Source organism: Paenibacillus sp. Marseille-P2973 (assembly GCF_018101095.1).
In the GTDB taxonomy this organism is placed as follows: Bacteria; Bacillota; Bacilli; order Paenibacillales; family Paenibacillaceae; genus Fontibacillus; species Fontibacillus vini.
This window is the reverse complement of sequence record NZ_JAGQEH010000002.1, coordinates 662,351-683,707: the sequence shown is the minus strand read 5'-3', so window position 1 is coordinate 683,707 and position 21,357 is coordinate 662,351. Positions and strand designations below refer to the sequence as shown.

Below are 21,357 nucleotides of genomic sequence, written 5' to 3'. Positions count from 1 at the left end.
AGCCAAGCATGAGTCGTAAAGGTAACTGCTATGACAATGCCTGCATCGAGGCGTTTCACAGCATCTTAAAACGCGAATTCATCTACAGCAGGCCAAAGTTCAGGACCAAGGAAGAGGCGCAACAGAAGCTGTATCGTTACATTGAGTTCTTTTACAACCGCAAGCGCTCAAATAGCACAATTGGTTACATGTCACCGGTGCGCTTTGAACAGCTGTACTACCAAGTTGCGGCTTAAGAGTGTCCACTTTATTGACAGAAGAGCATTCCTACATCTATTTTTACTCCAAATGCTACCTAGGCTAATTTAACTGTAAAAGCTACAGTTATTTCAGAGGATTTAGGCCATTCCGAGCTGAAACCACTGAATTAACTGTACATTTTCCAGTTATTTAGCTCGAATGAGCTCATTTCACAAATATAACTGCAGGTTTTACAGTTAAGTTGTTGTCGATTGAATAGCTCTGAATAGCAAAGAGGACTGCCGAAGGTATCGGCAGTGCTCTTCTTTTCCATTGTTCAGCTTATATAGCGGAGCCCCTCGAAGAGTAAATCGCAGGCGGGCTTGGCATACTATGGACAATACGGCAGTAAAGGGGTGTCCATTATGGAGAAAGGGACGATCTCTCCCGTTTATCTGCGCCTGCGCAAGCAGGTAAAGCTTCCGATTGGCGCACCTGTCCGGTTGGGGGATATTGCGCGCATACTGGCCGATCCCCGTTATGAAAAGGAGCTCCTTGGGCTCATCATGGACAGGCCGGAGTATAGCGACGGTAACTTGATCGTCATCGACATGCTTCAGGTCATAGCTTGCATCCGTCGAAAGTTCCCTTCGCTGAAGGTTGAAGTGTTGGGGGAACCGCATGTTCTCGTTGAAATGATAACCCGGGAGAAAAAGCCTTCCATCTCTCTGTTTATTCTCGTCTGGCTGCTGCTTTTTTTTGGTGCCGGTCTGACGATTATGAATTTCCACGCCGATGTCAGCATGCCCGAGGTCCAGGTCCGGATCGTAGAAATGATTACCGGGGAAAGGGACGAGCATCCTTATTTATTTCAAGTGGCATATTCTGTCGGACTCGGGCTTGGGATGATCATCTTCTTTAACCATTTGTTCAAGAAAAAATGGAATGAGGAACCTACCCCTCTGGAAGTTGAAATGTATCTCTATCAGGAAAATTTGAATCAGTACGTGATTGCCGAGGAATACGAAAAAATGCGCCGGTCCGAAGCGCCTGGAGAGGAGAAAAGGCATTGACTCCAACGCTCTCCCTGATCTTTTCTATATTCTTCGGACTGGCGGGAGGCATTGCGGTCGGAGGCGGGGTGATTGCCCTTTATATCGTGCTGGACATGATTCCGCGTCTGGCCCAAATCACCAGATCCTATGACAAGGTTCACTGGTACGAGGGAGCGATGGTATGCGGCTCATTCCTCGGTACGATCGCGGATTTTTGGAACTGGAACATTCACGGTCCCTGGATAGGAACCGGTGTGGTCGGCCTGTTCAATGGCATTTTCGTCGGGATGCTGGCAGCCGCGCTTACTGAAGTGCTCAATGTGCTGCCGATATTGGCCAAAAGACTGCATATGCAAAAGTATTTGCTCGGGCTCCTGATGGCGATGGTGTTCGGAAAGGTAGCAGGATCTTTATTTGAATGGTTCGTGTACAGGCGTTAATACAGTTAAGGAGGTATGTCAGCGATGATGGATCACGAACGGGGTGGAACAGGGCAGGAGGGGCAATCCCAGGATATTCCGGAATTCATGCCCGGAACCGGAGAGTTTGCCTGGCCGGAGGATGAAGATCAGGCGAAAGAGGACCGGAGGCATAAGGTGGAGGCCGAACGATCGGATTCTGTAAAGGAGTCGATCCAATATTGGCAGAAGAACGACAAGATCAGCCGCAGTTTGACCACGACTAAGAAAACGCTGGAGGAAGTCGTCGGCCTCGGTCAAGGTTTTGATGTCGTTTTCCGGGAAATGACTTTTGGCGGTAAACGAACGGGTCTCTTTTTTATCAATGGATTTGCCAAAGATACGATAATGCAGGAAATCATCAAGCGATTGACCTACTTGACACCGGAAAATCTGACGACAGGTGCGCTTCGATCCTTCTTCGATCTTTACATCCCGCATATACAAGTGGAAAAAACGGAGCATCTCAGCTCGGCGGTTAACAATGTGCTGATCGGCATGAGTGTTCTGTTTATTGAAGGCGAACAATCGGCCATTGTCATGGATACTCGTTCTTACCCGGTCCGCAGCCCGGAGGAACCGTCGCTGGAAAGAGTTGTTCGTGGCGCTCGTGACGGTTTTACCGAGACGCTGCTGACGAATGTAACGCTTGTACGGAGAAGGCTCCGCGATCCCGGTATCAAATTCGAAGCGATGAAGGTGGGACGGCGAAGTCAAACCGATGTTTGTATCGCATATATTGACGACATTGCGGATAAGGTACTCGTAGATGCGGTGAGAGAGAAACTCAAGGGCGTTGAAATGGACGGTATTCCCTTGGCCGACAAGCAGCTTGAAGAAGCGATCGTGAAAAAAGGGTGGAATCCCTACCCGCTGGTCCGTTACTCCGAACGTCCGGATGTGGTCGCTTCCCATCTGATGGAGGGTCGGGTCGTCATCTTCGTCGACACCTCGCCAAGCGTCATGATTTTGCCGACAACGTTCTTCGATTTATGTCAGCATGCGGAGGAAAACCGGCAAACCCCGTTCATGGGCACCTATTTGCGCTGGGTGCGTTTCTTCGGAATCTTTGCCTCCTTATTTCTGCTTCCGATATGGATGCTTATGGTAATCCATCCGGAGCTGAAGCCGGCGATGCTGGATTTCATCGGCCCGCAAAAAATGGCCAAAATCCCGATTATCGCCCAGTTTTTACTGGTGGAATTCGGGGTCGACTTGATGCGGATGGCAGCCGTACATACGCCGACTCCGCTCGCCTCAGCCATGGGTCTGATCGCGGCGATCCTCATAGGCGATATCGCCGTTAAGACCGGCCTGTTCGTGAACGAAGTCGTGCTATATATGGCTGTGGCCGCCATCGGGATGTTTGCGACGCCGAGCTACGAGCTCGGACTTGCCAATAGGGTTGTCAGGCTGATCATGCTGGTACTGGTTGCCATATTCGGCGTACCTGGCCTTGTAGGAGGAGTCACGGCGTTCATTATTTTCCTCAGTACCCAACGTTCGTTTAACTCCTCTTATTTGTGGCCGTTTATTCCGTTTAATGCAAAGGCGATGGCTGGAATTCTGATCCGGGTTCCGGTGCTTACCTCGAAGCAAAGACCGTCCTTCACCAAGACGCGAGATAATACCCGTATGCCGCGCAGTGAGAGATGAATTGGGCGTGTCCAGAAAAAAACACAAATGATAATCGAAAAAATCCATTTTTCAGTTCGCGGGTTGTTTGATATACTGGTGAAAATTGAAAGTGGAGGACTGCATAGATGTATTTACATGGTACCAGCAAAATCAATCCTAAAGGACATCTGGAGATCGGCGGCGTCGACACGGTCGAGTTGAAAGAAACTTACGGCACCCCGCTGTATATCATGGATGAAGCGCTCATCCGGCAAAGATGCCGTGAATATATGGAAGCGTTCCGTGCTTCGGGATTGTCGTTTCAGGTGGCCTATGCCAGCAAAGCATTTTGCGTGATGGCGATGTGCCGTCTGGTCGAGGAAGAAGGACTGTCCCTCGATGTCGTTTCAGAGGGAGAATTGTACACCGCCCTCGAGGCTGGCTTCCCTGCGCAAAGAATCCATTTTCACGGGAACAACAAGACTCCTGAAGAGCTTGAAATGGCGATTCAGGCCAATATTGGTTGTTTTGTCGTTGATAATTTTACTGAAATCCATATGCTGCAGGCGTTGGCCGCAGACAAAGGACTCTCGGTTAATATTCTCCTGCGCGTAACCCCTGGAGTGGAAGCTCATACGCATGAGTATATTTCTACGGGCCAGACGGATTCGAAATTCGGTTTCGATATCGGTAACGGATCTGCATTTGAAGCGGTAGAGCTGGCTTCACGCAGTTCGAATCTTCGTCTGCTCGGTTTGCATTCCCACATCGGTTCGCAAATTTTCGAGGTGGAAGGCTTTCAACTGGCGGTAGAACGTGTGGCCGAGTTCGCTCTTCAAGTTAAAGAAAAACTGGATGTCGTATTCAAAGTGATCAACCTGGGCGGAGGATTCGGAATCCGCTATACGGAAGAAGACACGCCTCTTCAGGTTTCGGATTATGTAAAAGCGATTACCGATGCCGTAAAATCGTCATTTGCAAGCGCATATCCGCAGCTCCCTGAAATTTGGGTGGAACCGGGCCGGAGCATTGTCGGAGATGCCGGTACGACGTTGTATACCGTAGGAACGAGCAAGGATATTCCGGGTGTTCGTAAATACGTGTCCGTCGATGGCGGAATGACGGATAATCCGCGTCCTGCATTGTACGACTCCAAGTATGAAGCTATGTTGGCGAACCGCAGCTTGGATGCTGCCGAAGAAACGGTATCCATTGCAGGCAAATGCTGCGAAAGCGGGGATATGCTGATTTGGGATTTGGAGCTGCCTAAAGTGAATTCGGGCGATTTGCTCGCCGTTGCATGCACGGGCGCGTACAACTATGCTATGGCCAGCAACTACAACCGGATCCGTCGTCCGGCGGTCGTATTCGTTCAAAACGGGCAAAGCGATCTTGTCGTAAAGCGTGAAAGCTTACAGGATATTACTTCCTGCGACGTGATCCCCGAGCGGATTGCAAAGCAGCCGTCGTTCAAGTAAACGGAACTGAACTGTGAAATACAGGTGTAACAGCATCATACGACTGGCCGGGAGGCCGGATTGGATGATGCTGTTGCATTTTTTTTGCGCCATATTTTGCTACGGACGTCATTTCATAGTACACTTGAAGAGGTTTGTCTGAAGTTAATACAATGATAATTCGAAGAAGGAAGTGACCCATATGAAAAAAGGGAAAATTGTTTTGGAAAAAGGCGGAGAGGTTGAAATTCAATTTCTGCCCGAAGAAGCGCCAGGAACGGTAGCCAACTTCGAAAAGCTGGCGAATTCCGGATATTATAACGGCTTGACTTTCCACCGCGTTATTCCGGGCTTTGTTGCTCAAGGCGGATGCCCGGTCGGAAACGGTACGGGTGGCCCTGGCTACACCATCAAATGTGAAACGTCGACCAACACGACCAAGCACGAGCGCGGCGTATTGTCCATGGCTCATGCAGGCAAAGACACCGGCGGCAGCCAGTTCTTTATCGTGTACGAGCCGCAGCCGCATTTGAATGGCGTCCATACGGTATTCGGCAAAGTAACTTCCGGCATGGAGCTTGTCGATCAGGTTCGCCCTGGCGACAAAATGAAAGAAGTTACGGTTTGGGACGAAGCGTAATTGAAATAGAATAGAATCAACAACAATAACCCCTCTGAAGGATTACTCCTCAGAGGGGTTTCGTATTTGCACAATTTCGGCATATTTTAACTGTTAGTGGTCTGCCGCTTCGTCCTTAACCTCTTCGCGGAACCCGCGAATGCTGTCGAGGCGCCGGGCGTTCTTTTCCTCTATTTGGTGTTTTTCTTCGCCGGAAATTTCGTCGGCATGCTCACTTAAATAATCCTGGCCTTCCCGGAAATTTTGAATCGTATTTTGAATGCTGGACTGTAGTTTTTCAACATTATCAGAGCGATCATCAGGTTTTGCCACGAATGAATTCCTCCTAATGTAGATGAAATTTTTATTGAATTAACGGGTGTCGGAGTTATTTTCGCTCAGAGGCGGAGTTTTTATTCCCGGACGGCGGCGGGAGCAATGTCCTTGATTTTTTTAGGGGTTAGTGATAACATTCGGGTTGCAACAAATAATTAACTGAATAGCATTCCTTCGGGGCAGGGTGAAATTCCCTACCGACGGTGATGGCTGGCTTCGATGATCGAGGCATCCTTTGACTGGATGTGATTTGAATCGGAGCAAGCACGAGTCCGTGACCCGTATGCGAGCTTAACCAGCAGCATATGGCTGAGCCGGTGTGATTCCGGGACCGACAGTATAGTCTGGATGGGAGAAGGAGACGCGGAACGCATGGGGTTTAATGAATGTTTAGACACGCCATGTGTTCAAATACAGGAAGCAGTTCTTAAAGTAATTGTTTTCACAATGTCATATTTGCGTTGGGAAAATATTGCTTTAAAAGGACGGCAGACGTTTGATTTGTCATGCATCAGCTTTGACATCTTCTATTTGCGTTTGCTTGCTTTATTCGCGTACATACATTTCTCTCAATTTACCCTGCCGGAATGCTCCGGCGGGGTTTTTTACATTTTCGCAAGGAAGGAGGACATGCAATTGAACAATATCAACGACGAGTATTATATGGGACTGGCGATTCAAATGGCGGAACGATCCCAAGGCCAGACGGGCATCAATCCGGTCGTCGGGGCGGTTGTGGTAAAGGAAGGCGCGGTCGTTGGCTTGGGTACGCATCTCAGGCGCGGTACGCCGCATGCAGAAGTACACGCTCTTAATATGGCCGGCGAAATGGCCGAAGGCAGCACGGTTTATGTAACTCTTGAGCCATGCAGTCACCATGGGTTGACACCGCCTTGTTCCGAACGCTTGATTCGGGAAAAAGTGGCACGGGTCGTCGTTGCCAGTGAAGATCCCAATCCGCAAGTGGCGGGACGGGGAATACGGAGCTTGCGGGAAAATGGGATCCAGGTGGATGTCGGCGTTCTCCGCGAAGAAGCAATTAGGCTCAACAAGGCATTTATCAAATTTATTACGACAGGGCTTCCTTACGTCACGATCAAAACCGCAAGCACGCTGGACGGCAAAATAGCTTCGAGAACCGGAGACAGCAAGTGGATTTCGAACGAAGCAGCAAGGGAGATGGTCCATACGATGCGGCACCGGCATCAGGCCATCATGGTCGGCGTTGGAACCGTCCTGGCCGATGATCCGCAGTTGACAACCCGGCTTCCGGTGCCGGGGCTGTCACCGGTTCGTATTATCGTCGACTCGCAGCTGCGGATCCCGGAAAGCTCCAGAATGCTTAACGACGGCGCAGCTCCGACAGTCCTTCTAACGACGGATAAAGCTGACCCGGACAAGGTGCTTGCTTTGCGTGAGCGGGGAATTAAGGTCATTCCGTGCGGCGAGGGACCGAAGGTTGATTTGAAATTGGCTATGGAAAATCTTGGCGAGCAGGAGATTTCATCCATTCTCGTAGAGGGCGGGGGGAGATTGAACGGCTCTTTGATTCAAGAGCAATTGGCCGATCAAGTTGTCATGTTTTTTGCCCCTAAGCTGATAGGAGGGCTCGAGTCTCCCGGGAATTTTATGTTTGACGGTTACAGCCTGATGAAAGACGCCGTTTATTTAACCGATTTGGAAGTGGAGCAAATGGGGGATAATGTGTGCATCAAAGGAACACCTGTCTGGTCAGGCGCTACTAAGGAAGGACTCAAAATTTAGGAGTAAGGAGGGGAGCTTATGTTCACCGGACTAGTAGAGGAGATCGGGACAATAAAATCGGTTAGCCGCAAAGGAGAAGCGATGGTCCTTGGCATCTCGGCCAGCGTGGTAACGGAAGGCTTGAAGCTGGGAGACAGCATCGCCGTCAACGGAGTTTGCCTGACGGCCACCTCCTTTGACTCTTCTTCTTTTGCTGTCGATGTGATGCCGCAAACCTACCGCCACACGAACCTCAAGGATTTGAAGCCGGGAAGCCGGATCAATCTGGAACGGGCCATGGCGGCAGGAGGAAGATTCGGCGGCCATCTTGTTCAGGGGCATGTGGACGGAATAGGGACAATTATCCGGGTCCGCAAAGATCAAAATGCGGTCGTATATGAGATTGAACCGGTAGAAACGTCCATGTTTAAATATATAATTCCCCAGGGATCGATTACGGTTGACGGAATAAGTCTTACGGTAGTGCAGACCTCGGGCGGGCGGTTCTCGGTATCCATAATTCCTCATACTCTCGCTGAAACGGGGCTTGCCTACAAACGTCCCGGCGATACGGTAAATATGGAATGCGACGTCCTGGGCAAATATGTGGAGCACTTGCTCAAATTCGGAAGGGCCCAAAACGGAACTGCTCAGGACGACGAACCGGAAGATAGTAGAGGCGGCATCAATCTTGCGTTCCTCTCGGAGCATGGATTTGCGTGAAGAAAGTTGAGAGTGGAGGGGATTTAGATGAGTGATAGTGATATCCAGTTGGACCGCGTTGAGGAAGCGATTTATGAATTGATGCGCGGAAAAGTGATTATAGTGGTCGACGATGAAGATCGTGAAAATGAAGGGGATTTCGTTGCGTTAGCCGAGAAGGCTACGCCCGAAGTCATCAATTTTATGATTACTCAGGGGCGCGGGCTGGTCTGTCTGCCGATTACGCAAGAGCGTGCCGATGAGCTTGAATTACAACCGATGGTAGCGCAAAACACCGATTATCATGGGACAGCCTTTACGGTTTCCATTGACCATAAAGACACTACGACGGGGATTTCCGCGTACGAACGTTCACTGACAGTACGCGGGATTATGGACCCCGAGGCCAAACCGGCCCATTTTCGCCGTCCGGGTCACATGTTTCCGCTGATCGCCAAGAAGGGCGGCGTTCTGCGGCGGGCCGGCCATACGGAAGCCGCGGTGGATCTGGCGCGGATGTGCGGAGCATATCCCGCAGGAGTCATCTGCGAGGTGATCAAGGAGGACGGAACCATGGCTCGGCTCCCCGACCTTATGGAGATCGCCAAAACCTTTGATCTCAAGCTGATCAGTGTCAAAGACCTGATTCATTACCGTAATGAAAAGGAAAAGCTGGTCAACCGGGAAGTCGAGGTGCGTATGCCAACGGATTATGGGGAGTTCCGGGCTATTGCCTACACGAACGACGTCGATACCAAAGAGCATGTCGCCCTGGTAAAAGGGGAAATCGGCGGAGACGAACCGGTGCTGGTGCGGGTGCATTCGGAATGCCTGACGGGAGACGTATTCCATTCGCATCGCTGTGACTGCGGGCCGCAGTTCGAAGCGGCGCTGAAACAGATCGAACAGGAAGGCAGAGGGGTATTGCTCTATATGAGGCAAGAGGGACGCGGTATCGGTCTTATTAACAAACTGAAGGCCTACAAACTCCAGGAGCAAGGCTTGGATACCGTGGACGCCAACCTCAAGCTTGGTTTTCCGGCCGACCTGCGCGATTACGGCATCGGTGCCCAGATATTAAAGGATCTTGGCGTTCGCCAAATCCGTCTGCTTACCAACAACCCGCGCAAGATCAAAGGGCTGGAGGGTTATGGCCTGGAAGTGGTGGAGCGCGTACCGATTCAAATGGAGGAAAATGAAGATAATTCCGGTTACCTTCATACTAAGCAATCGAAGTTGGGGCATTTGTTGAAATTCGATGACCTGGAGCAAAACGAGTCTTCTGAAATATAAAATAATAATTTCCTAATAGTGGAAGGATGGTATTCAAAATGATGAATGTATATGAAGGAAATCTAGTATCAAACGGCTTGAAATACGCGATTGTAGTTGGACGGTTCAACGAATTCATTACCAGCAAGCTGCTGGGCGGAGCGCTGGATGCGCTGAAGCGCCATGGCGTTAAGGACGAAGAGGTCAGCGTAGCTTGGGTGCCAGGTGCATTCGAAATTCCGTTTGCGGCACAGAAGCTGGCGGAAAGCGGAAAGTATGATGCAGTGATCACGCTGGGCACCGTCATTCGCGGTTCAACTTCGCATTATGACTATGTTTGCAACGAAGCGGCAAAAGGCGTTGCCGCGGTCGGACTAAAAACGGGAGTTCCTACCATCTTCGGCGTCGTGACTACCGAAAACATCGAACAGGCGATCGAACGTGCCGGCACAAAGGCCGGGAACAAGGGATGGGATGCCGCAATGGCAGCCATTGAAATGGCGAACTTGACGAATCAGCTAAAATAGTGCTTATTTAATGTAGTACCCTTCTTTTTCGGGGTACTGCATTTTTCTTTTATAAGCTATTTTGCATGTCATGGGTGGGGGAAGTTCATTGACGACAGTATTATACAAGCTGGAATCATTCGAAGGGCCGCTGGACCTTCTATTGCATTTGATCGATAAAGCGGAGATAGATATTCACCAAATTTCGATCAGTGAAATTACGGACCAGTACCTCGAATATTTACACAATATGCAGGAGCTGGAACTGGAAGTGACCAGTGAATTTCTTGTCATGGCGGCGACGTTGCTGTCGATCAAGAGCAAGCAGCTGCTGCCCAAGCCGCCAGTGATCGAATTTGACGATGATTTCGATTATTTGATGGAGGACGAAGAGGATCCCCGGGATGAACTCATCCGCCAACTGATCGAATACCGCAAATATAAAGGGATTGCCGAGCATCTTCACGAGCGCGAGTGGGAGCGCAGTTTGATATTTTCCAAGGAGCCGGAGGATCTGACACCGTATTTACCCGAAATCGAAGAGAATCCCGTCAAAGGCCTGCATGCCGCGGACCTGATTGCGGTTTTCCAGAAGGCGATCCGGAAAGCGGTCAAGCGCAACACGGTAGCTCGTATTCACCGGGATGAAATTTCGGTCAAGGACCGGATCCGGGAAGTCGTTTCCGCGCTGGAAAGTGTAGGAAAGGGAGGCAGGCTCCTGTTCTCCAAGCTGCTGCATCAGGAAATGTACCGGCATGAAATTGTAGTTACTTTTCTGGCGATTTTAGAACTGATGAAAATGAAACAAATCGTATGTTATCAAAACAAGTTGTTCGATGATATTGTCATGGAGTGGAGAGGGGTAGTAAAGGCAGATGAATTATCAGGAATTGAAATCGATTATTGAGGGGTTGCTATTCTTAGCAGGTGAGGAAGGAATCAGTTTGAAGCAGCTTGCGGAGGTGACTGAGCAAAGGCAGGATTTAGTCACGGATGCGCTTCAAGATATGAAGAATTCCTTCGAGCGGGCAGGTCGGGGCTTGCAAATCGTCCAGATCGCCGGTAATTATCAGCTCGCTACGTTGCCGCAGCACGCGCCTTATTTCGAGAAGCTTGCCTATTCACCCTCACGTTCCTCTCTGTCCCAGGCGGCATTGGAGACGCTCTCCATTATCGCATACCGTCAGCCGATTACCCGGATTGAGGTGGAGGAAATTCGGGGCGTAAAGTCGGAACGAGCCATCCACACCCTGGTAAACAAAGATCTTATTGAAGAGGTCGGCCGGGCGGAGGCGATCGGACGTCCTATTTTATACGGAACGACCAAAGCTTTCCTCGATTATTTCGGTCTGGCCAGTTTGAAGGATCTGCCGGATCTGGCCGATTTCGAAAGTGCGGAGCAATTAGAGGAAGAGACTCAGCTGTTATTTCAGAAGCTTGAGGAGCAGCAGCTCACTTTTGACGATGTAGACAAGACGGGGCAGGAAGCTAATCCGGAACAGGAACAGCAGCAAGAGGAACAAGAACAAGAACAAGAGAGTTGATGGGGAATGATCGTGTACCCGTATCAGCTCAAATGAATAGTCTGCTCAAGCCGCCCTTACGGGCGGCTTTTTTGTGTTGCATACTACGCCAAAATGCCAAACTTGGAATTTTTTAATGATAACCGTGCCATACTATTCGGAGCTTGTTATCTGATTATGGCTTGGAGGGCACTCCCGTGTGGATTTGGCTCGGAAGCATCCTGGTCCTGTTGCTGCTGGTCCTGACGCTGATTTTGTTATCCAAAATAACGTTTCATATCAAGCTCAAGAAGGAAAACAAGGATGAGACGATTCTGATTGATGTAACGCTATTGTTCGGGCTGCTTACATATCATTATCGGATTCCGGCCCTTGGGCTGAATAAGCTTCAGGACGGCCTGTGGGTCGAGAACAATAGTAGCGATAATTTCTTCAAAACGCATACTTCGGCCGGGGAGCAGGAAATCGATAAGGAAAAAGTAAACCTCTGGGCGGATCAATTTCGCGATATGATCCGGGCAACCAGAGGATTGAAAAAGTGGCTGAATACGACACTTCGCCGGGTCACTTTGGTCAGCATGGAATGGTCTACAAATGTGGCGCTTACCGATGCTGCCCATACGGCAACCCTTACCGGCGCGTTATGGGCTTTGAAAACTACGCTGATCGGATGGCTTTCCTACCATATTTCCTTGCGGCAACGTCCGAAGTTGTTTGTCGTTCCCGTATTCGGCGGTTCCCCGTTATTTTCCACCGAGCTCAACTGTACGGCTGAAATACGTCTCGGGAATGCTGTTTATGCCGGAATGGTTCTGGTGGTCCGCGTATTGAAAGTTAAGGGCGGAGTGAAGAAGTGGAGAAGCCTCCTTTCGAAGGGCAATCAATCAGGAGAGTAAGTCCCGTTACGATTTAGGAATAAAAAGGGATGGTGCATACTCCTCCTTCAAAGTGCCCACAATACGAAAAAGCGATGGTAAGTACTTATCTATATCGCACTGAGGAGGAATTTTTATGGTTGAGCATCCGATACAAGGGCTAATGAAAACCGCGATGGAAAACATCAAGGATATGGTTGACGTGAATACGATTGTCGGGGAGCCGGTCGAAACGCCGGACGGCAGCGTCATTCTTCCGATCAGCCGGGTCGGTTTCGGCTTTGCAGCCGGGGGCAGTGATTTCAACATTGACGAGAAACCCGAAAAGAGCGGGACGACCTCTGAAGGTGGCAAAGCCCGGCCGTTTGGCGGCGGCAGCGGCGGCGGCGTGTCGATCAATCCGATCGCATTTCTCGTGGTCGGTAAACAGGGGGTTCACATCGTTCCGCTTGATAATCAAACCCACTTGATGGAGAAGGTGATCGAGGCGGTTCCCATGCTGATCGATAAAATCCAGACCATGTTTCCGAATGGCTCGGTCCAAACCGTGACAAGTTCGGTAACCACAGGCAAGCCGGATGTTGCAAGTGCCGCGGAAGCGGCTATCCATCCTTTTGCCTAAAGAGCCGTTCCCTTCCGGAACCCCGGAGGGGACTTTTTTTGAAGAAAATGATTGGAATAAATTAATAAATTGCGGCTTTATTACGGTTACCTGGCTTGGACATACTCCAGGAGCCTGCTGCATATAGTAATTACTAGTTCGCGCAAGCGAGAGTCGGAGGAAGATGACGATGAGAATTTCATCCAAGATAAAATTAGCCGGATTGCTGACGCTCGGCCTGCTGCTGGCCATTCCACCGGCCGCCGGGGCTAAGGAGAAGGCACCTGCTGCACCGTCCACCCATGCGCAAGCGGCTGCACTGATTGATGTCACTTCCGGAAGAATTTTGTACAGCTCCCACGGAGATGACGAGCTTCCGATTGCAAGTTTGACCAAAATCATGACCGCCATCGTCGCTATCGAACACGGACAAACCAAGGAGAATGTGAAAGTCAGCCGAAATGCCTTCGGCAAGGAAGGCTCCTCCATTTATCTGCGTCTCGGCGAAGAAATGAGCCTTGAGAATATGCTGTACGGTTTAATGCTTCGATCCGGTAATGACGCAGCGACAGCGATCGCCGAGCATGTCGGGGGCTCCGAAGAAGGTTTCGTTCATCTCATGAATGAAAAAGTAAAGATGCTCGGACTTGAGCATACACAGTTTCAGAATCCGCATGGCCTGGATGCGAAAGGGCATTATTCGTCTGCCAATGATTTGGCCAAGCTGACAGCCTATGCGCTTCATAATCCGCTGTTCAAAGAGATCGTGCGCACTCCTTCCAGAAAAGCGCCAAACCCGAATGATCCGTGGGATTATCGCTGGGACAACAAAAACAAAATGCTGCGGTTCTATGAAGGCGCAGACGGCGTTAAAACGGGCTATACCAAAATTGCCAGACGCTGCCTAGTCAGCTCGGCAACGAGGAACGGACAGCAAGTTGTGGCCGTTACGATCAACGACGGCGACGATTGGAGTGATCATCGTAAGCTGCTGGATTATGCGTTTGCCCATTACCCGCTCAAATCGTTGGTGGAAGAAGGGCAAGCCGTTAAAGACGGATTAAGAGCAGGCACAAGCTTCCGTTATCCGCTCTCCGAGGAGGAGAAGGATGAAGTGGAGCTTAGGCTGATATTAAAGAGCGGAAAGTCGGATTCATTCGGTTACCGTGGAAAGATTGCGATTTCTATCGGGAATAGCGAAGTCGGATCGGTCCCCGTATATGAAGTGGGGCAGGGGACATCGAGTCCGTCCGCAAAGGCGGGATTCGGGAATCCGGTTGCCATGCCGACCGGGACAGGGGCCAAGGTTGTTCCGGGCGGATGGTCGGATTCGTTTGAAATGGTCCTGAAAACAATGCTGCTTGCAGGATAATCTTCAGTGGCACAGAGTCTGAAGAGCAACGCCAAGCAATTGTGGAGAGGGGGGAGAATAATGATCAATAAGATTTGGCTGGCCCTAATCTTGATCGGTTTTGTGTTCGCTGCGGTGAAGGGAGATATCAATGTCGTGACCCAGGCCGCGTTTGAGGGAGCCGCGACAGGTGTTACAGTCTGCCTAGGCTTGATCAGCGTCCTAGTGTTCTGGATGGGCATCATGAAGCTGGCTGAGGAAGCCGGACTCGTAAAGGGCATCTCCAAGATTCTTGGTCCGGTCGTTTCCTATCTGTTTCCTGATGTGCCGAAAAATCATCCCGCCATGGGCTACATTCTTTCCAATATGAGCGCCAATTTGCTGGGGCTCGGCAATGCGGCCACGCCGATGGGAATCCGGGCCATGCAGGAGCTTCAGGAGCTAAATCCGGATAAGGAAACGGCTTCTCCAGCCATGTGTACGCTGCTGGCGCTTAACACGGCAAGCATTACGTTGATTCCGACTACGCTGATTGCCATCCGAATGAATTTCAACTCGGCGAATCCTGCTGAAATCGTCGGATCGACTCTGCTCGCTACAGGCATCGCCACTATCGCGGCGATCGCGGCGGATCGATGGTACCGAAAGCGGCATGCCTGGAAGCAGCCTCCGGTGATTCCTCCGCCTGCGTCTACACTATCGTTAAAGAGGTGAGACCCGTTTGCTGAACTGGATTAATATGTTGTCCGCCTGGGCCGTGCCTGTCATGATAGCATTTATTCCTTTATATGCTCAATTGAAAAAGGTTCCGGTATACGAGTCCTTCGTCGACGGGGCTAAGGACGGATTTTCTACCGCGATCGGCATTATCCCCCACCTGGTCGGTATGATGGTGGCGATCAGTGTGTTTCGCGCATCGGGAGCACTTGAGTTTTTTGTAGGGTGGATGACTCCGTTTCTTGAGAAGCTCCAGGTACCGGCTGAAATTCTGCCTCTCGGTTTTCTGAGGCCTTTGACGGGTACAGGCTCTTTGGCTTTTACGACCGATCTGATCAAAACCTATGGTCCCGATTCGATGATTGGCCGCATTGCTTCTACCATACAGGGCAGCACGGATACTACGCTTTATGTGCTCACCGTATATTTTGGAGCGGTTGGAATCAGAAACGGAAGATATGCCTTGAAGGTGGGGCTCTTTTCCGATGTGGTCGGCTTTATTGCCGCGATCGCGGTTTGCTTGCTTTTGTTCGGATAGGGCATCATACATAACTTTCATAACTTTTGCATCAAGTTGAACGCCGTTCCGGGGAGACTCCCGGTTCGGTGTTTTTTTGTGCTCTCTTGTGTGACTAAAGTCTCAAATATTAAAGATTTTCATAAAATTCGATTTAATCAGGAAGGTGGTGGGTATATAGAACGGGTCTGCATTTTTCAAAATACATAAGGAAAAGAGAGGGAATTCACAGCATGTGGAAGAAGAAAAGATTCATAGGAAGGCTTGGAGCGGCCTCCATTACTGTCATGATGCTCGCAACCATTTTTACGTCTAACGGCGCCTATGCCGAAACGGAATTGAACTGGATTGAAGGAACGGGACAAAGTGTTACGCTCGGGGATGATCTGGCTGAACTGAAGCTGAGCGAGGCTTTCGTGTTTCTTAACGGAGCCGACACTCAAACTTTCCAACAGGAATCCGGCGGAGTTCCAAGCGGGATGGAGATCGGGATGGTATTTCCGATGGATGATGCTCAGAATTGGGCGGTCATGTTTGAATATGAAGACTCCGGACATATATCCGATAAAGAAAAAGAATGATATCGATGCGGATGCGCTGCTTGAAAGTTATATAAAAGGAACGGAAGAGAGCAATAAGAATCGTGATGAAGCGAATCATATGTTCGTGGACGGCTGGGAAACGCCGCCAAAATATGATGAGAAGCTGCGGAGCCTGACTTGGTCGCTCATCGGTCACGATGCCTATGATGAACAGATTATTAACTATAACGTTCGTATTTTGACGCGCGAAGGCAATGTATCCGCTGTGTTGATCTCCGATCCGGCAGAGCTTGCTCAGTCGAAGCAGATTATGGAGGATCAGATTCTGACGGCGTTTACTCTGAAGGATGGGCAGCGGTATGAGGATTTTGATCCCAAAGTGGATAAAAAAGCGGAGTATGGCCTCACCGCTTTGATCGTAGGCGGCGCCGGCCTGGCCGTGGCGAAGAAGGTCGGACTGATCGGCGCCCTGGTCCTGATTATCCGGAAGTTCTGGGTAGTTATTATTGCCGCGTTGGGCGTGGTATGGAGATTTATTACCGGTAAGAAGAAAAAGAAACAGGAACTCCAAAGTAATCTGACGCAAGATCCCCCAGTTGGCGGAACAGCGCCGGGAAATCAAGATCCCTATGCACCTGCAGCACCAAATTCCGGGCAAGGTCAGCCGCCCCAGACTCCTCCGGCTCCCCCGGCGGACTGATCAGCTTGACGGCTGCTATTGTGATTTTCGGTTCCTATGGGTATCATGTGTATGAGGTGACTTATAGACATGGAAAGATTGCAAAAAATATTGGCGGGAGCCGGAGTAGCATCACGCCGTAAATGTGAGGAATTGATTCTCGGCGGGAAGGTGCAGGTCAACGGAGAAACCGTGACTACACTTGGCACCAAGGCTGATCCGGCTGTAGATGTAATTACCGTCGGCGGGAAAACGATCGGCGCGGAAAAGAAGATTTACATCGTATTTAACAAACCGAAAGGCGTTATTACGAGCGCATCGGATCCCCAAGGCCGCAAAATCGTCACCGATTATTTAAAGGGCATTACCGAACGGCTTTATCCGGTTGGCCGTTTGGATTATGATACCGAAGGTCTGCTGCTCTTGACGAATGACGGAGATTTCGCCCATTTGCTGACCCATCCGAAGCATCATGTTCCGAAAACGTACCATGCAACCGTAAAAGGCGTTCCTCATGGAACTGAACTGGACAAGCTGAAGAAGGGTGTAATGCTGGAGGATGGCATGACGGCTCCGGCGGAAGTGGAATATCAGGATATTGATCCCGAACAGAAACACTCAACCATTTCCATTACGATTTACGAAGGCAGAAACCGGCAGGTGCGGAGAATGTTCGATGCGATTAAGCATCCTGTTACCAAATTGAAACGGATTTCTTTCGGCGATCTTTACCTCGGCAACCTGAAGAGAGGCCTTTATCGTCATCTGACCAAGGAAGAGATTGAGGGACTGCTCAAACAGGCCAGAATAGCAGGCAATAAGTCCGCAAAAGGACAAGCGGACAGATCGAAATAGAAATGCAGGGCATGGAATCCGTAAAGATTCTGTGCCCTGTTTTTTTGCGCTTGGCTCGGATCGAAGATTACCGCTTAGGAAAAGGTGGTTTTTTTGCACTCCAGCCTCGTAAATTGCAGAAAAATGAATTTATTATATAATGATAAGGACACATAATATTCAAATTTCCCCCGGCTGAAACTATGGCAATTTTCGTTATAATGTTCATAGGATATTCACTTTTTGTCCATTGATTATGATATTTGTCATAGAAGGAGAGTTGGTTATGGGGAAGGCGAGACGTCCGGTACAAATCGTCATTTTAATCTTTATCGTCATCCTTGGCGTCTATGCCATCGGATCGGCTGTATCCGGCGGCGGAAGCGGTAAACCTAAGATGGGTGACAAACCTCCCGCGATCAAATTGCTTGGGATGGATGGCAAGGTACATACCCTGGAAGAGTACAAAGGTAAAGCGGTGGTCGTTAATTTCTGGGCTACCTGGTGTACGTATTGCGTTAATGAAATGCCCGCGCTTCAGGCGCAGTGGAAGAAGTGGAGCGATCAGGGCGTGGTGGTGCTAGGCATCAACACTGGCGAAGACGAGATGACGGTGCGGAATTTTACGCAGCAGCTCGGCATCGATTTTCCGGTGCTTTACGATACGAACAATGAAGCGGTTCAGGATTACGGCGTTGTGCCGATGCCGACGACTTTCTTTGTCGATAAGAAAGGCAAAATTGCCTCTATCCATGAAGGCGAGCTGAATTTGGCGACCTTGGACGATCAAATCAAGCGGCTGGTGAATCCTTGATGGAGATAGGGGGACTTTCTTTTGATTAAAAATACGAAGTGCGAATGCGGGCACCAGAATCGGGTCGGCACGGTGCTTTGCGAAGCCTGCGGCAAGCCGCTCGACGAACATGCGGATTCCAAGGAATTGCTGGAGATGCGTTACGACGGCGTAGCCCGGCGTTCGCAACGCGCAAACCCGAACTTTATCGATAAGATTTGGAACTTCTTTTCCTCGGTCAAGGTGGCTATTTATCTAATCATATTCACTTTGATCGGTGCGATTTTCGGTACGATTTTTGAACAGGAAAGCAATTTCGTGAGTTTTGATCCGTCAACCTTTTACAAGGACAAGTATGGAACGATCGGCGATATTTATTACAAGCTGGGCTTGTCCCACACTTACGAGTCCTGGTGGTTCGTCTTGCTGCTCGTGATGATCGGAGCCTCTCTTGTCATCTGCAGTCTGGACCGGGTGCTTCCGCTTTACAAAGCGCTTTCAAAACAGAAGATTCGCAAGCACATGCAATTTCTTACCCGGCAAAAGGTGGTTTACCAAGGGCCGGTCGAGGGAAACGGCGAGGAATGGGTTCAACAGGCCGTGAAGCCGCTTAAGAAAAAGGGATACCGCGTGCATACGGACGGTTCCGCCCTCCTGGCCGAGAAGCAGCGGTTCAGCCGTTGGGGCCCTTACGTGATTCATATCGGCCTGATCGTGTTTTTGCTGGCCGTGCTATTCCGGGGTTTGCCGGGTCTGCATCTCGACAAGCATTACTGGTTCCCTGAAGGGGAGATCACCAAAATTCCCGACACGAATCTTTACTTGAAGAACGACAAATTCACGGTCGAATACTACACCGAAGAAGAAATGTCCGATGATTTCCGTGGTACCGGCAAGATCGTTCCGAAGCTGTTTGAGACAAAGGCGATCCTGTATGAATGCACGGCGGATTGCGGCGATCCTTCTAAGGAGCCGAAGCTGAAAGAGGTTCAACAGCATGCGATCCGGGTCAATGACCCTTTGAACTATAAAGGCTTTAAGGCGTATCAGTTCGACTTTGACTTGACGCCGAAGCTGCGGTCGGTACAACCCGTGCTTGTTAATGTTGAGACAGGCGAGCAATACGGAAAGTTCAAGCTTGATATGACGAACCCGCAGCAGAATTTCACTCTTGGCCCTTACACGCTGGAGCTGAAAAACAAGTTCATGGATTTTGCCTTAAATGATCAAGGTCAGCCGATTTCCAAATCCAAAGATCCGAATGCTCCAGCATTTTTGTTTTTGGTCAAGGGACCGGATTTACCGGAAAAGGGCAGCCAGTACATTTATTTTCCCAAACAGATCGATAAAGAACGGTTTCAGCAGGATGCCATTAACGAAAAGCTCGGCGGTCTGCAGAACAAACTGCAGCTGGATGTAATCGGAATGGAAGATGTCGACTTTATCGAGTCCTCCAGCTACTTAAATATCCGTATCGACCGGGCGATGCCTTATGTCTGGACGGGTCTTGGAATCGTAATGCTCGGGCTGGTTATGGGATTTTACTGGCAGCACCGGCGGATCTGGCTTCGCATCGATGACGGCGTATTGACCGTGGGGGGCCACACTTCGAAGAACTGGTTCGGCTTGCGCCGCGAAGTGGCTTCATTTCTCAAAATGATGAATGTGGAAGTGGATGAGAAGCAATTGGATAACGGGGGGAATCGGTCATGAGTTTTTTAGAGGTCAGTAGACAGGCTTTTGTAATTGCGTTTTATTTATATTGTTTATCTTTTATTTTTTATGTAGTGGCCGTAACGGGGAAAACCTGGAGAAATCGCGATCCGAAGCAGCATGAACGCAAATGGGGGATTATCTCGTTTGCGACCTCTTCCCTTGGACTGCTAGCCCATCTGGTCTATTGCGGTACGCGTTGGGCGTACAGCGGGCATGTTCCGGTGAGTAATATGTACGAATTCATGACCTTCTTGTCCATGATGGTTATGGTAGCCTTTACGGTCGTCTTCTTGATTTACCGTAAAATTTTGCTTGGTATGTTTGCTTTACCGATCGCCATAATTATTATGGCTTATGCAGCGGTATTTCCGCAGGATGTTCAGCCTTTGATTCCGTCGCTTAGATCCATCTGGTTGTACATACACGTTACTTTGGCGGCTTTGGGAGAATCGTTCTTTGCGGTCGGTTTTGCCGCCGGTTTAATGTATTTGCTACGGACAATCGACTTCAGCGCAAAAGACAAAATATCCCGCCGGCAAAAATGGTGGGTTGAATTTACGCTTTTTTCTATTATTATAGTAGTGGGCTTCATTGTCTCCGTATTCGCATTCCGCGCTTCCGGTTATGAAGCTGTTTTTACGCAAAATGCGACAAAGATTGACAGCCAAGTAGAGCAAGATAGTACAATAGACAAGAAGATGTACTCTATGCCTCCGATTGTGGCTCCGCATGACAGCAGTGTAGAATCCATTCAACCGTTCCTCGGCCTGGATAAACCGTTGTTTGAAGCGCCGGCGTGGATGAAAGGCGATAACTCGGGCCGCAAGCTTAACACGGTGTTGTGGGCGCTGATTTCCGGCGTAATCATTTACGTCCTGCTTCGTTTGATTCTCCGCCGTTCGCTCAGCGAATTGCTGGCACCGACGGTGAAGAGTATAGATCCGGATGATCTGGACGAGATCAGCTATCGCGCGATTGCAATCGGGTTCCCGATCTTTACGCTGGGAGCTCTCATCTTTGCGATGATTTGGGCGCAGCAGGCATGGGGACGATTCTGGGGCTGGGACCCGAAAGAAGTATGGGCTCTCATTACCTGGCTTTTCTATAGTGCATATCTGCATCTTCGTTTATCGCGCGGTTTTCAGGGGCGCAAGGCTTCCTGGCTCGCCGTGCTCGGCTTCTTAGTCGTTATGTTTACCCTCGTAGGGGTCAATCTCATCATTGCGGGTTTGCATTCCTATGCGGGCACAGACTAATGATATAA

Annotated in this window: 24 protein-coding genes and 1 riboswitch; of the genes, 23 read left to right on the top strand and 1 reads right to left on the bottom strand. The window is 49.8% G+C overall.

Annotated features, from left to right (window positions below; translation table 11 throughout):
* The 6 genes from KB559_RS06775 to KB559_RS06750 all read left to right on the top strand — a co-directional run.
* The coding region (locus tag KB559_RS06775; protein WP_211020937.1) for an IS3 family transposase at nt 1–236 on the top strand (236 nt) is incomplete at its 5' end.
* Nucleotides 237–605: 369 nt separating this feature from the next.
* Nucleotides 606–1,253, top strand: a complete 648-nt coding sequence (locus KB559_RS06770) for a stage V sporulation protein AA (RefSeq protein WP_211020936.1) — start codon at nt 606–608, stop codon at nt 1,251–1,253.
* Nucleotides 1,250–1,675 (top strand): stage V sporulation protein AB, encoded by a 426-nt coding sequence (locus tag KB559_RS06765; protein WP_211020935.1) that lies wholly within the window; start codon nt 1,250–1,252, stop codon nt 1,673–1,675. Before KB559_RS06770 ends, KB559_RS06765 begins: the two co-directional genes overlap by 4 nt.
* A 27-nt stretch (nt 1,676–1,702) precedes the next feature.
* A complete protein-coding gene (locus tag KB559_RS06760) occupies nt 1,703–3,349 on the top strand; it encodes a spore germination protein (protein ID WP_435530072.1) in 1,647 nt (548 codons plus the stop codon).
* A gap of 107 nt (nt 3,350–3,456) precedes the next feature.
* Nucleotides 3,457–4,788, top strand: a complete 1,332-nt coding sequence (gene lysA / locus KB559_RS06755; protein WP_211020933.1) for a diaminopimelate decarboxylase — start codon at nt 3,457–3,459, stop codon at nt 4,786–4,788.
* 181 nt (nt 4,789–4,969) lie between these two features.
* Nucleotides 4,970–5,407 (top strand): peptidylprolyl isomerase, encoded by a 438-nt coding sequence (locus KB559_RS06750; RefSeq protein ID WP_211020932.1) that lies wholly within the window; start codon nt 4,970–4,972, stop codon nt 5,405–5,407.
* Nucleotides 5,408–5,500: 93 nt separating this feature from the next.
* On the opposite strand, the gene tlp is transcribed toward KB559_RS06750, so the two are convergent.
* A complete protein-coding gene (gene tlp, locus KB559_RS06745; RefSeq protein ID WP_211020931.1) occupies nt 5,501–5,719 on the bottom strand; it encodes a small acid-soluble spore protein Tlp in 219 nt (72 codons plus the stop codon).
* 169 nt (nt 5,720–5,888) lie between these two features.
* Nucleotides 5,889–6,086: riboswitch (FMN riboswitch) on the top strand.
* 272 nt (nt 6,087–6,358) lie between these two features.
* Between tlp and ribD the strand changes: the two genes are divergently transcribed.
* The 17 genes from ribD (at nt 6,359) to ccsA (ending at nt 21,349) form a co-directional block, all read left to right on the top strand.
* Nucleotides 6,359–7,486, top strand: a complete 1,128-nt coding sequence (gene ribD / locus KB559_RS06740; RefSeq protein ID WP_211020930.1) for a bifunctional diaminohydroxyphosphoribosylaminopyrimidine deaminase/5-amino-6-(5-phosphoribosylamino)uracil reductase RibD — start codon at nt 6,359–6,361, stop codon at nt 7,484–7,486.
* Nucleotides 7,487–7,504: 18 nt separating this feature from the next.
* Nucleotides 7,505–8,188 carry a riboflavin synthase gene (ribE, locus tag KB559_RS06735; RefSeq protein ID WP_211020929.1) on the top strand — a complete coding sequence of 228 codons (684 nt, stop codon included), beginning with the start codon at nt 7,505–7,507 and terminating at the stop codon, nt 8,186–8,188.
* Nucleotides 8,189–8,215: 27 nt separating this feature from the next.
* Nucleotides 8,216–9,460, top strand: a complete 1,245-nt coding sequence (locus KB559_RS06730) for a bifunctional 3,4-dihydroxy-2-butanone-4-phosphate synthase/GTP cyclohydrolase II (RefSeq protein WP_211020928.1) — start codon at nt 8,216–8,218, stop codon at nt 9,458–9,460.
* Nucleotides 9,461–9,498: 38 nt separating this feature from the next.
* The gene (ribH, locus tag KB559_RS06725) at nt 9,499–9,966 is read left to right on the top strand and encodes a 6,7-dimethyl-8-ribityllumazine synthase (RefSeq protein WP_280520359.1); all 468 of its coding nucleotides are present in this window, start codon (nt 9,499–9,501) and stop codon (nt 9,964–9,966) included.
* 70 nt (nt 9,967–10,036) lie between these two features.
* On the top strand, nt 10,037–10,852 hold the full coding sequence (locus KB559_RS06720; RefSeq protein WP_211020985.1) for a segregation and condensation protein A: 816 nt from the start codon (nt 10,037–10,039) through the stop codon (nt 10,850–10,852).
* The gene (scpB, locus tag KB559_RS06715; protein ID WP_211020927.1) at nt 10,821–11,489 is read left to right on the top strand and encodes an SMC-Scp complex subunit ScpB; all 669 of its coding nucleotides are present in this window, start codon (nt 10,821–10,823) and stop codon (nt 11,487–11,489) included. Before KB559_RS06720 ends, scpB begins: the two co-directional genes overlap by 32 nt.
* Nucleotides 11,490–11,665: 176 nt before the next feature.
* Nucleotides 11,666–12,364 carry a DUF2953 domain-containing protein gene (locus KB559_RS06710; protein WP_211020926.1) on the top strand — a complete coding sequence of 233 codons (699 nt, stop codon included), beginning with the start codon at nt 11,666–11,668 and terminating at the stop codon, nt 12,362–12,364.
* A gap of 115 nt (nt 12,365–12,479) precedes the next feature.
* Nucleotides 12,480–12,965 (top strand): GerW family sporulation protein, encoded by a 486-nt coding sequence (gene ytfJ, locus KB559_RS06705; RefSeq protein ID WP_211020925.1) that lies wholly within the window; start codon nt 12,480–12,482, stop codon nt 12,963–12,965.
* A 163-nt stretch (nt 12,966–13,128) separates the two neighbouring features.
* A complete protein-coding gene (locus KB559_RS06700; RefSeq protein ID WP_211020924.1) occupies nt 13,129–14,316 on the top strand; it encodes a D-alanyl-D-alanine carboxypeptidase family protein in 1,188 nt (395 codons plus the stop codon).
* Between the two features lie 60 nt (nt 14,317–14,376).
* The gene (locus KB559_RS06695; protein WP_211020923.1) at nt 14,377–15,009 is read left to right on the top strand and encodes a nucleoside recognition domain-containing protein; all 633 of its coding nucleotides are present in this window, start codon (nt 14,377–14,379) and stop codon (nt 15,007–15,009) included.
* 7 nt (nt 15,010–15,016) lie between these two features.
* Nucleotides 15,017–15,550, top strand: a complete 534-nt coding sequence (locus KB559_RS06690; protein ID WP_280520360.1) for a spore maturation protein — start codon at nt 15,017–15,019, stop codon at nt 15,548–15,550.
* A gap of 212 nt (nt 15,551–15,762) precedes the next feature.
* Entirely contained in the window at nt 15,763–16,110 is a 348-nt protein-coding gene (locus KB559_RS25095) for a DUF2167 domain-containing protein (RefSeq protein ID WP_247681602.1), read from the top strand.
* Nucleotides 16,070–16,771, top strand: a complete 702-nt coding sequence (locus KB559_RS06685) for a DUF2167 domain-containing protein (RefSeq protein WP_247681638.1) — start codon at nt 16,070–16,072, stop codon at nt 16,769–16,771. Before KB559_RS25095 ends, KB559_RS06685 begins: the two co-directional genes overlap by 41 nt.
* A 69-nt stretch (nt 16,772–16,840) precedes the next feature.
* Nucleotides 16,841–17,605 carry a pseudouridine synthase gene (locus KB559_RS06680; RefSeq protein WP_211020922.1) on the top strand — a complete coding sequence of 255 codons (765 nt, stop codon included), beginning with the start codon at nt 16,841–16,843 and terminating at the stop codon, nt 17,603–17,605.
* Nucleotides 17,606–17,870: 265 nt separating this feature from the next.
* Entirely contained in the window at nt 17,871–18,398 is a 528-nt protein-coding gene (locus tag KB559_RS06675) for a peroxiredoxin family protein (protein WP_211020921.1), read from the top strand.
* 21 nt (nt 18,399–18,419) lie between these two features.
* Nucleotides 18,420–20,090 (top strand): cytochrome c biogenesis protein ResB, encoded by a 1,671-nt coding sequence (gene resB / locus KB559_RS06670; protein WP_211020920.1) that lies wholly within the window; start codon nt 18,420–18,422, stop codon nt 20,088–20,090.
* Nucleotides 20,087–21,349: a cytochrome c biogenesis protein CcsA gene (ccsA, locus tag KB559_RS06665; protein WP_211020919.1), complete on the top strand. Its 1,263-nt coding sequence runs from the start codon at nt 20,087–20,089 to the stop codon at nt 21,347–21,349. Before resB ends, ccsA begins: the two co-directional genes overlap by 4 nt.
* The last annotated feature ends 8 nt before the right edge of the window (nt 21,350–21,357 follow it).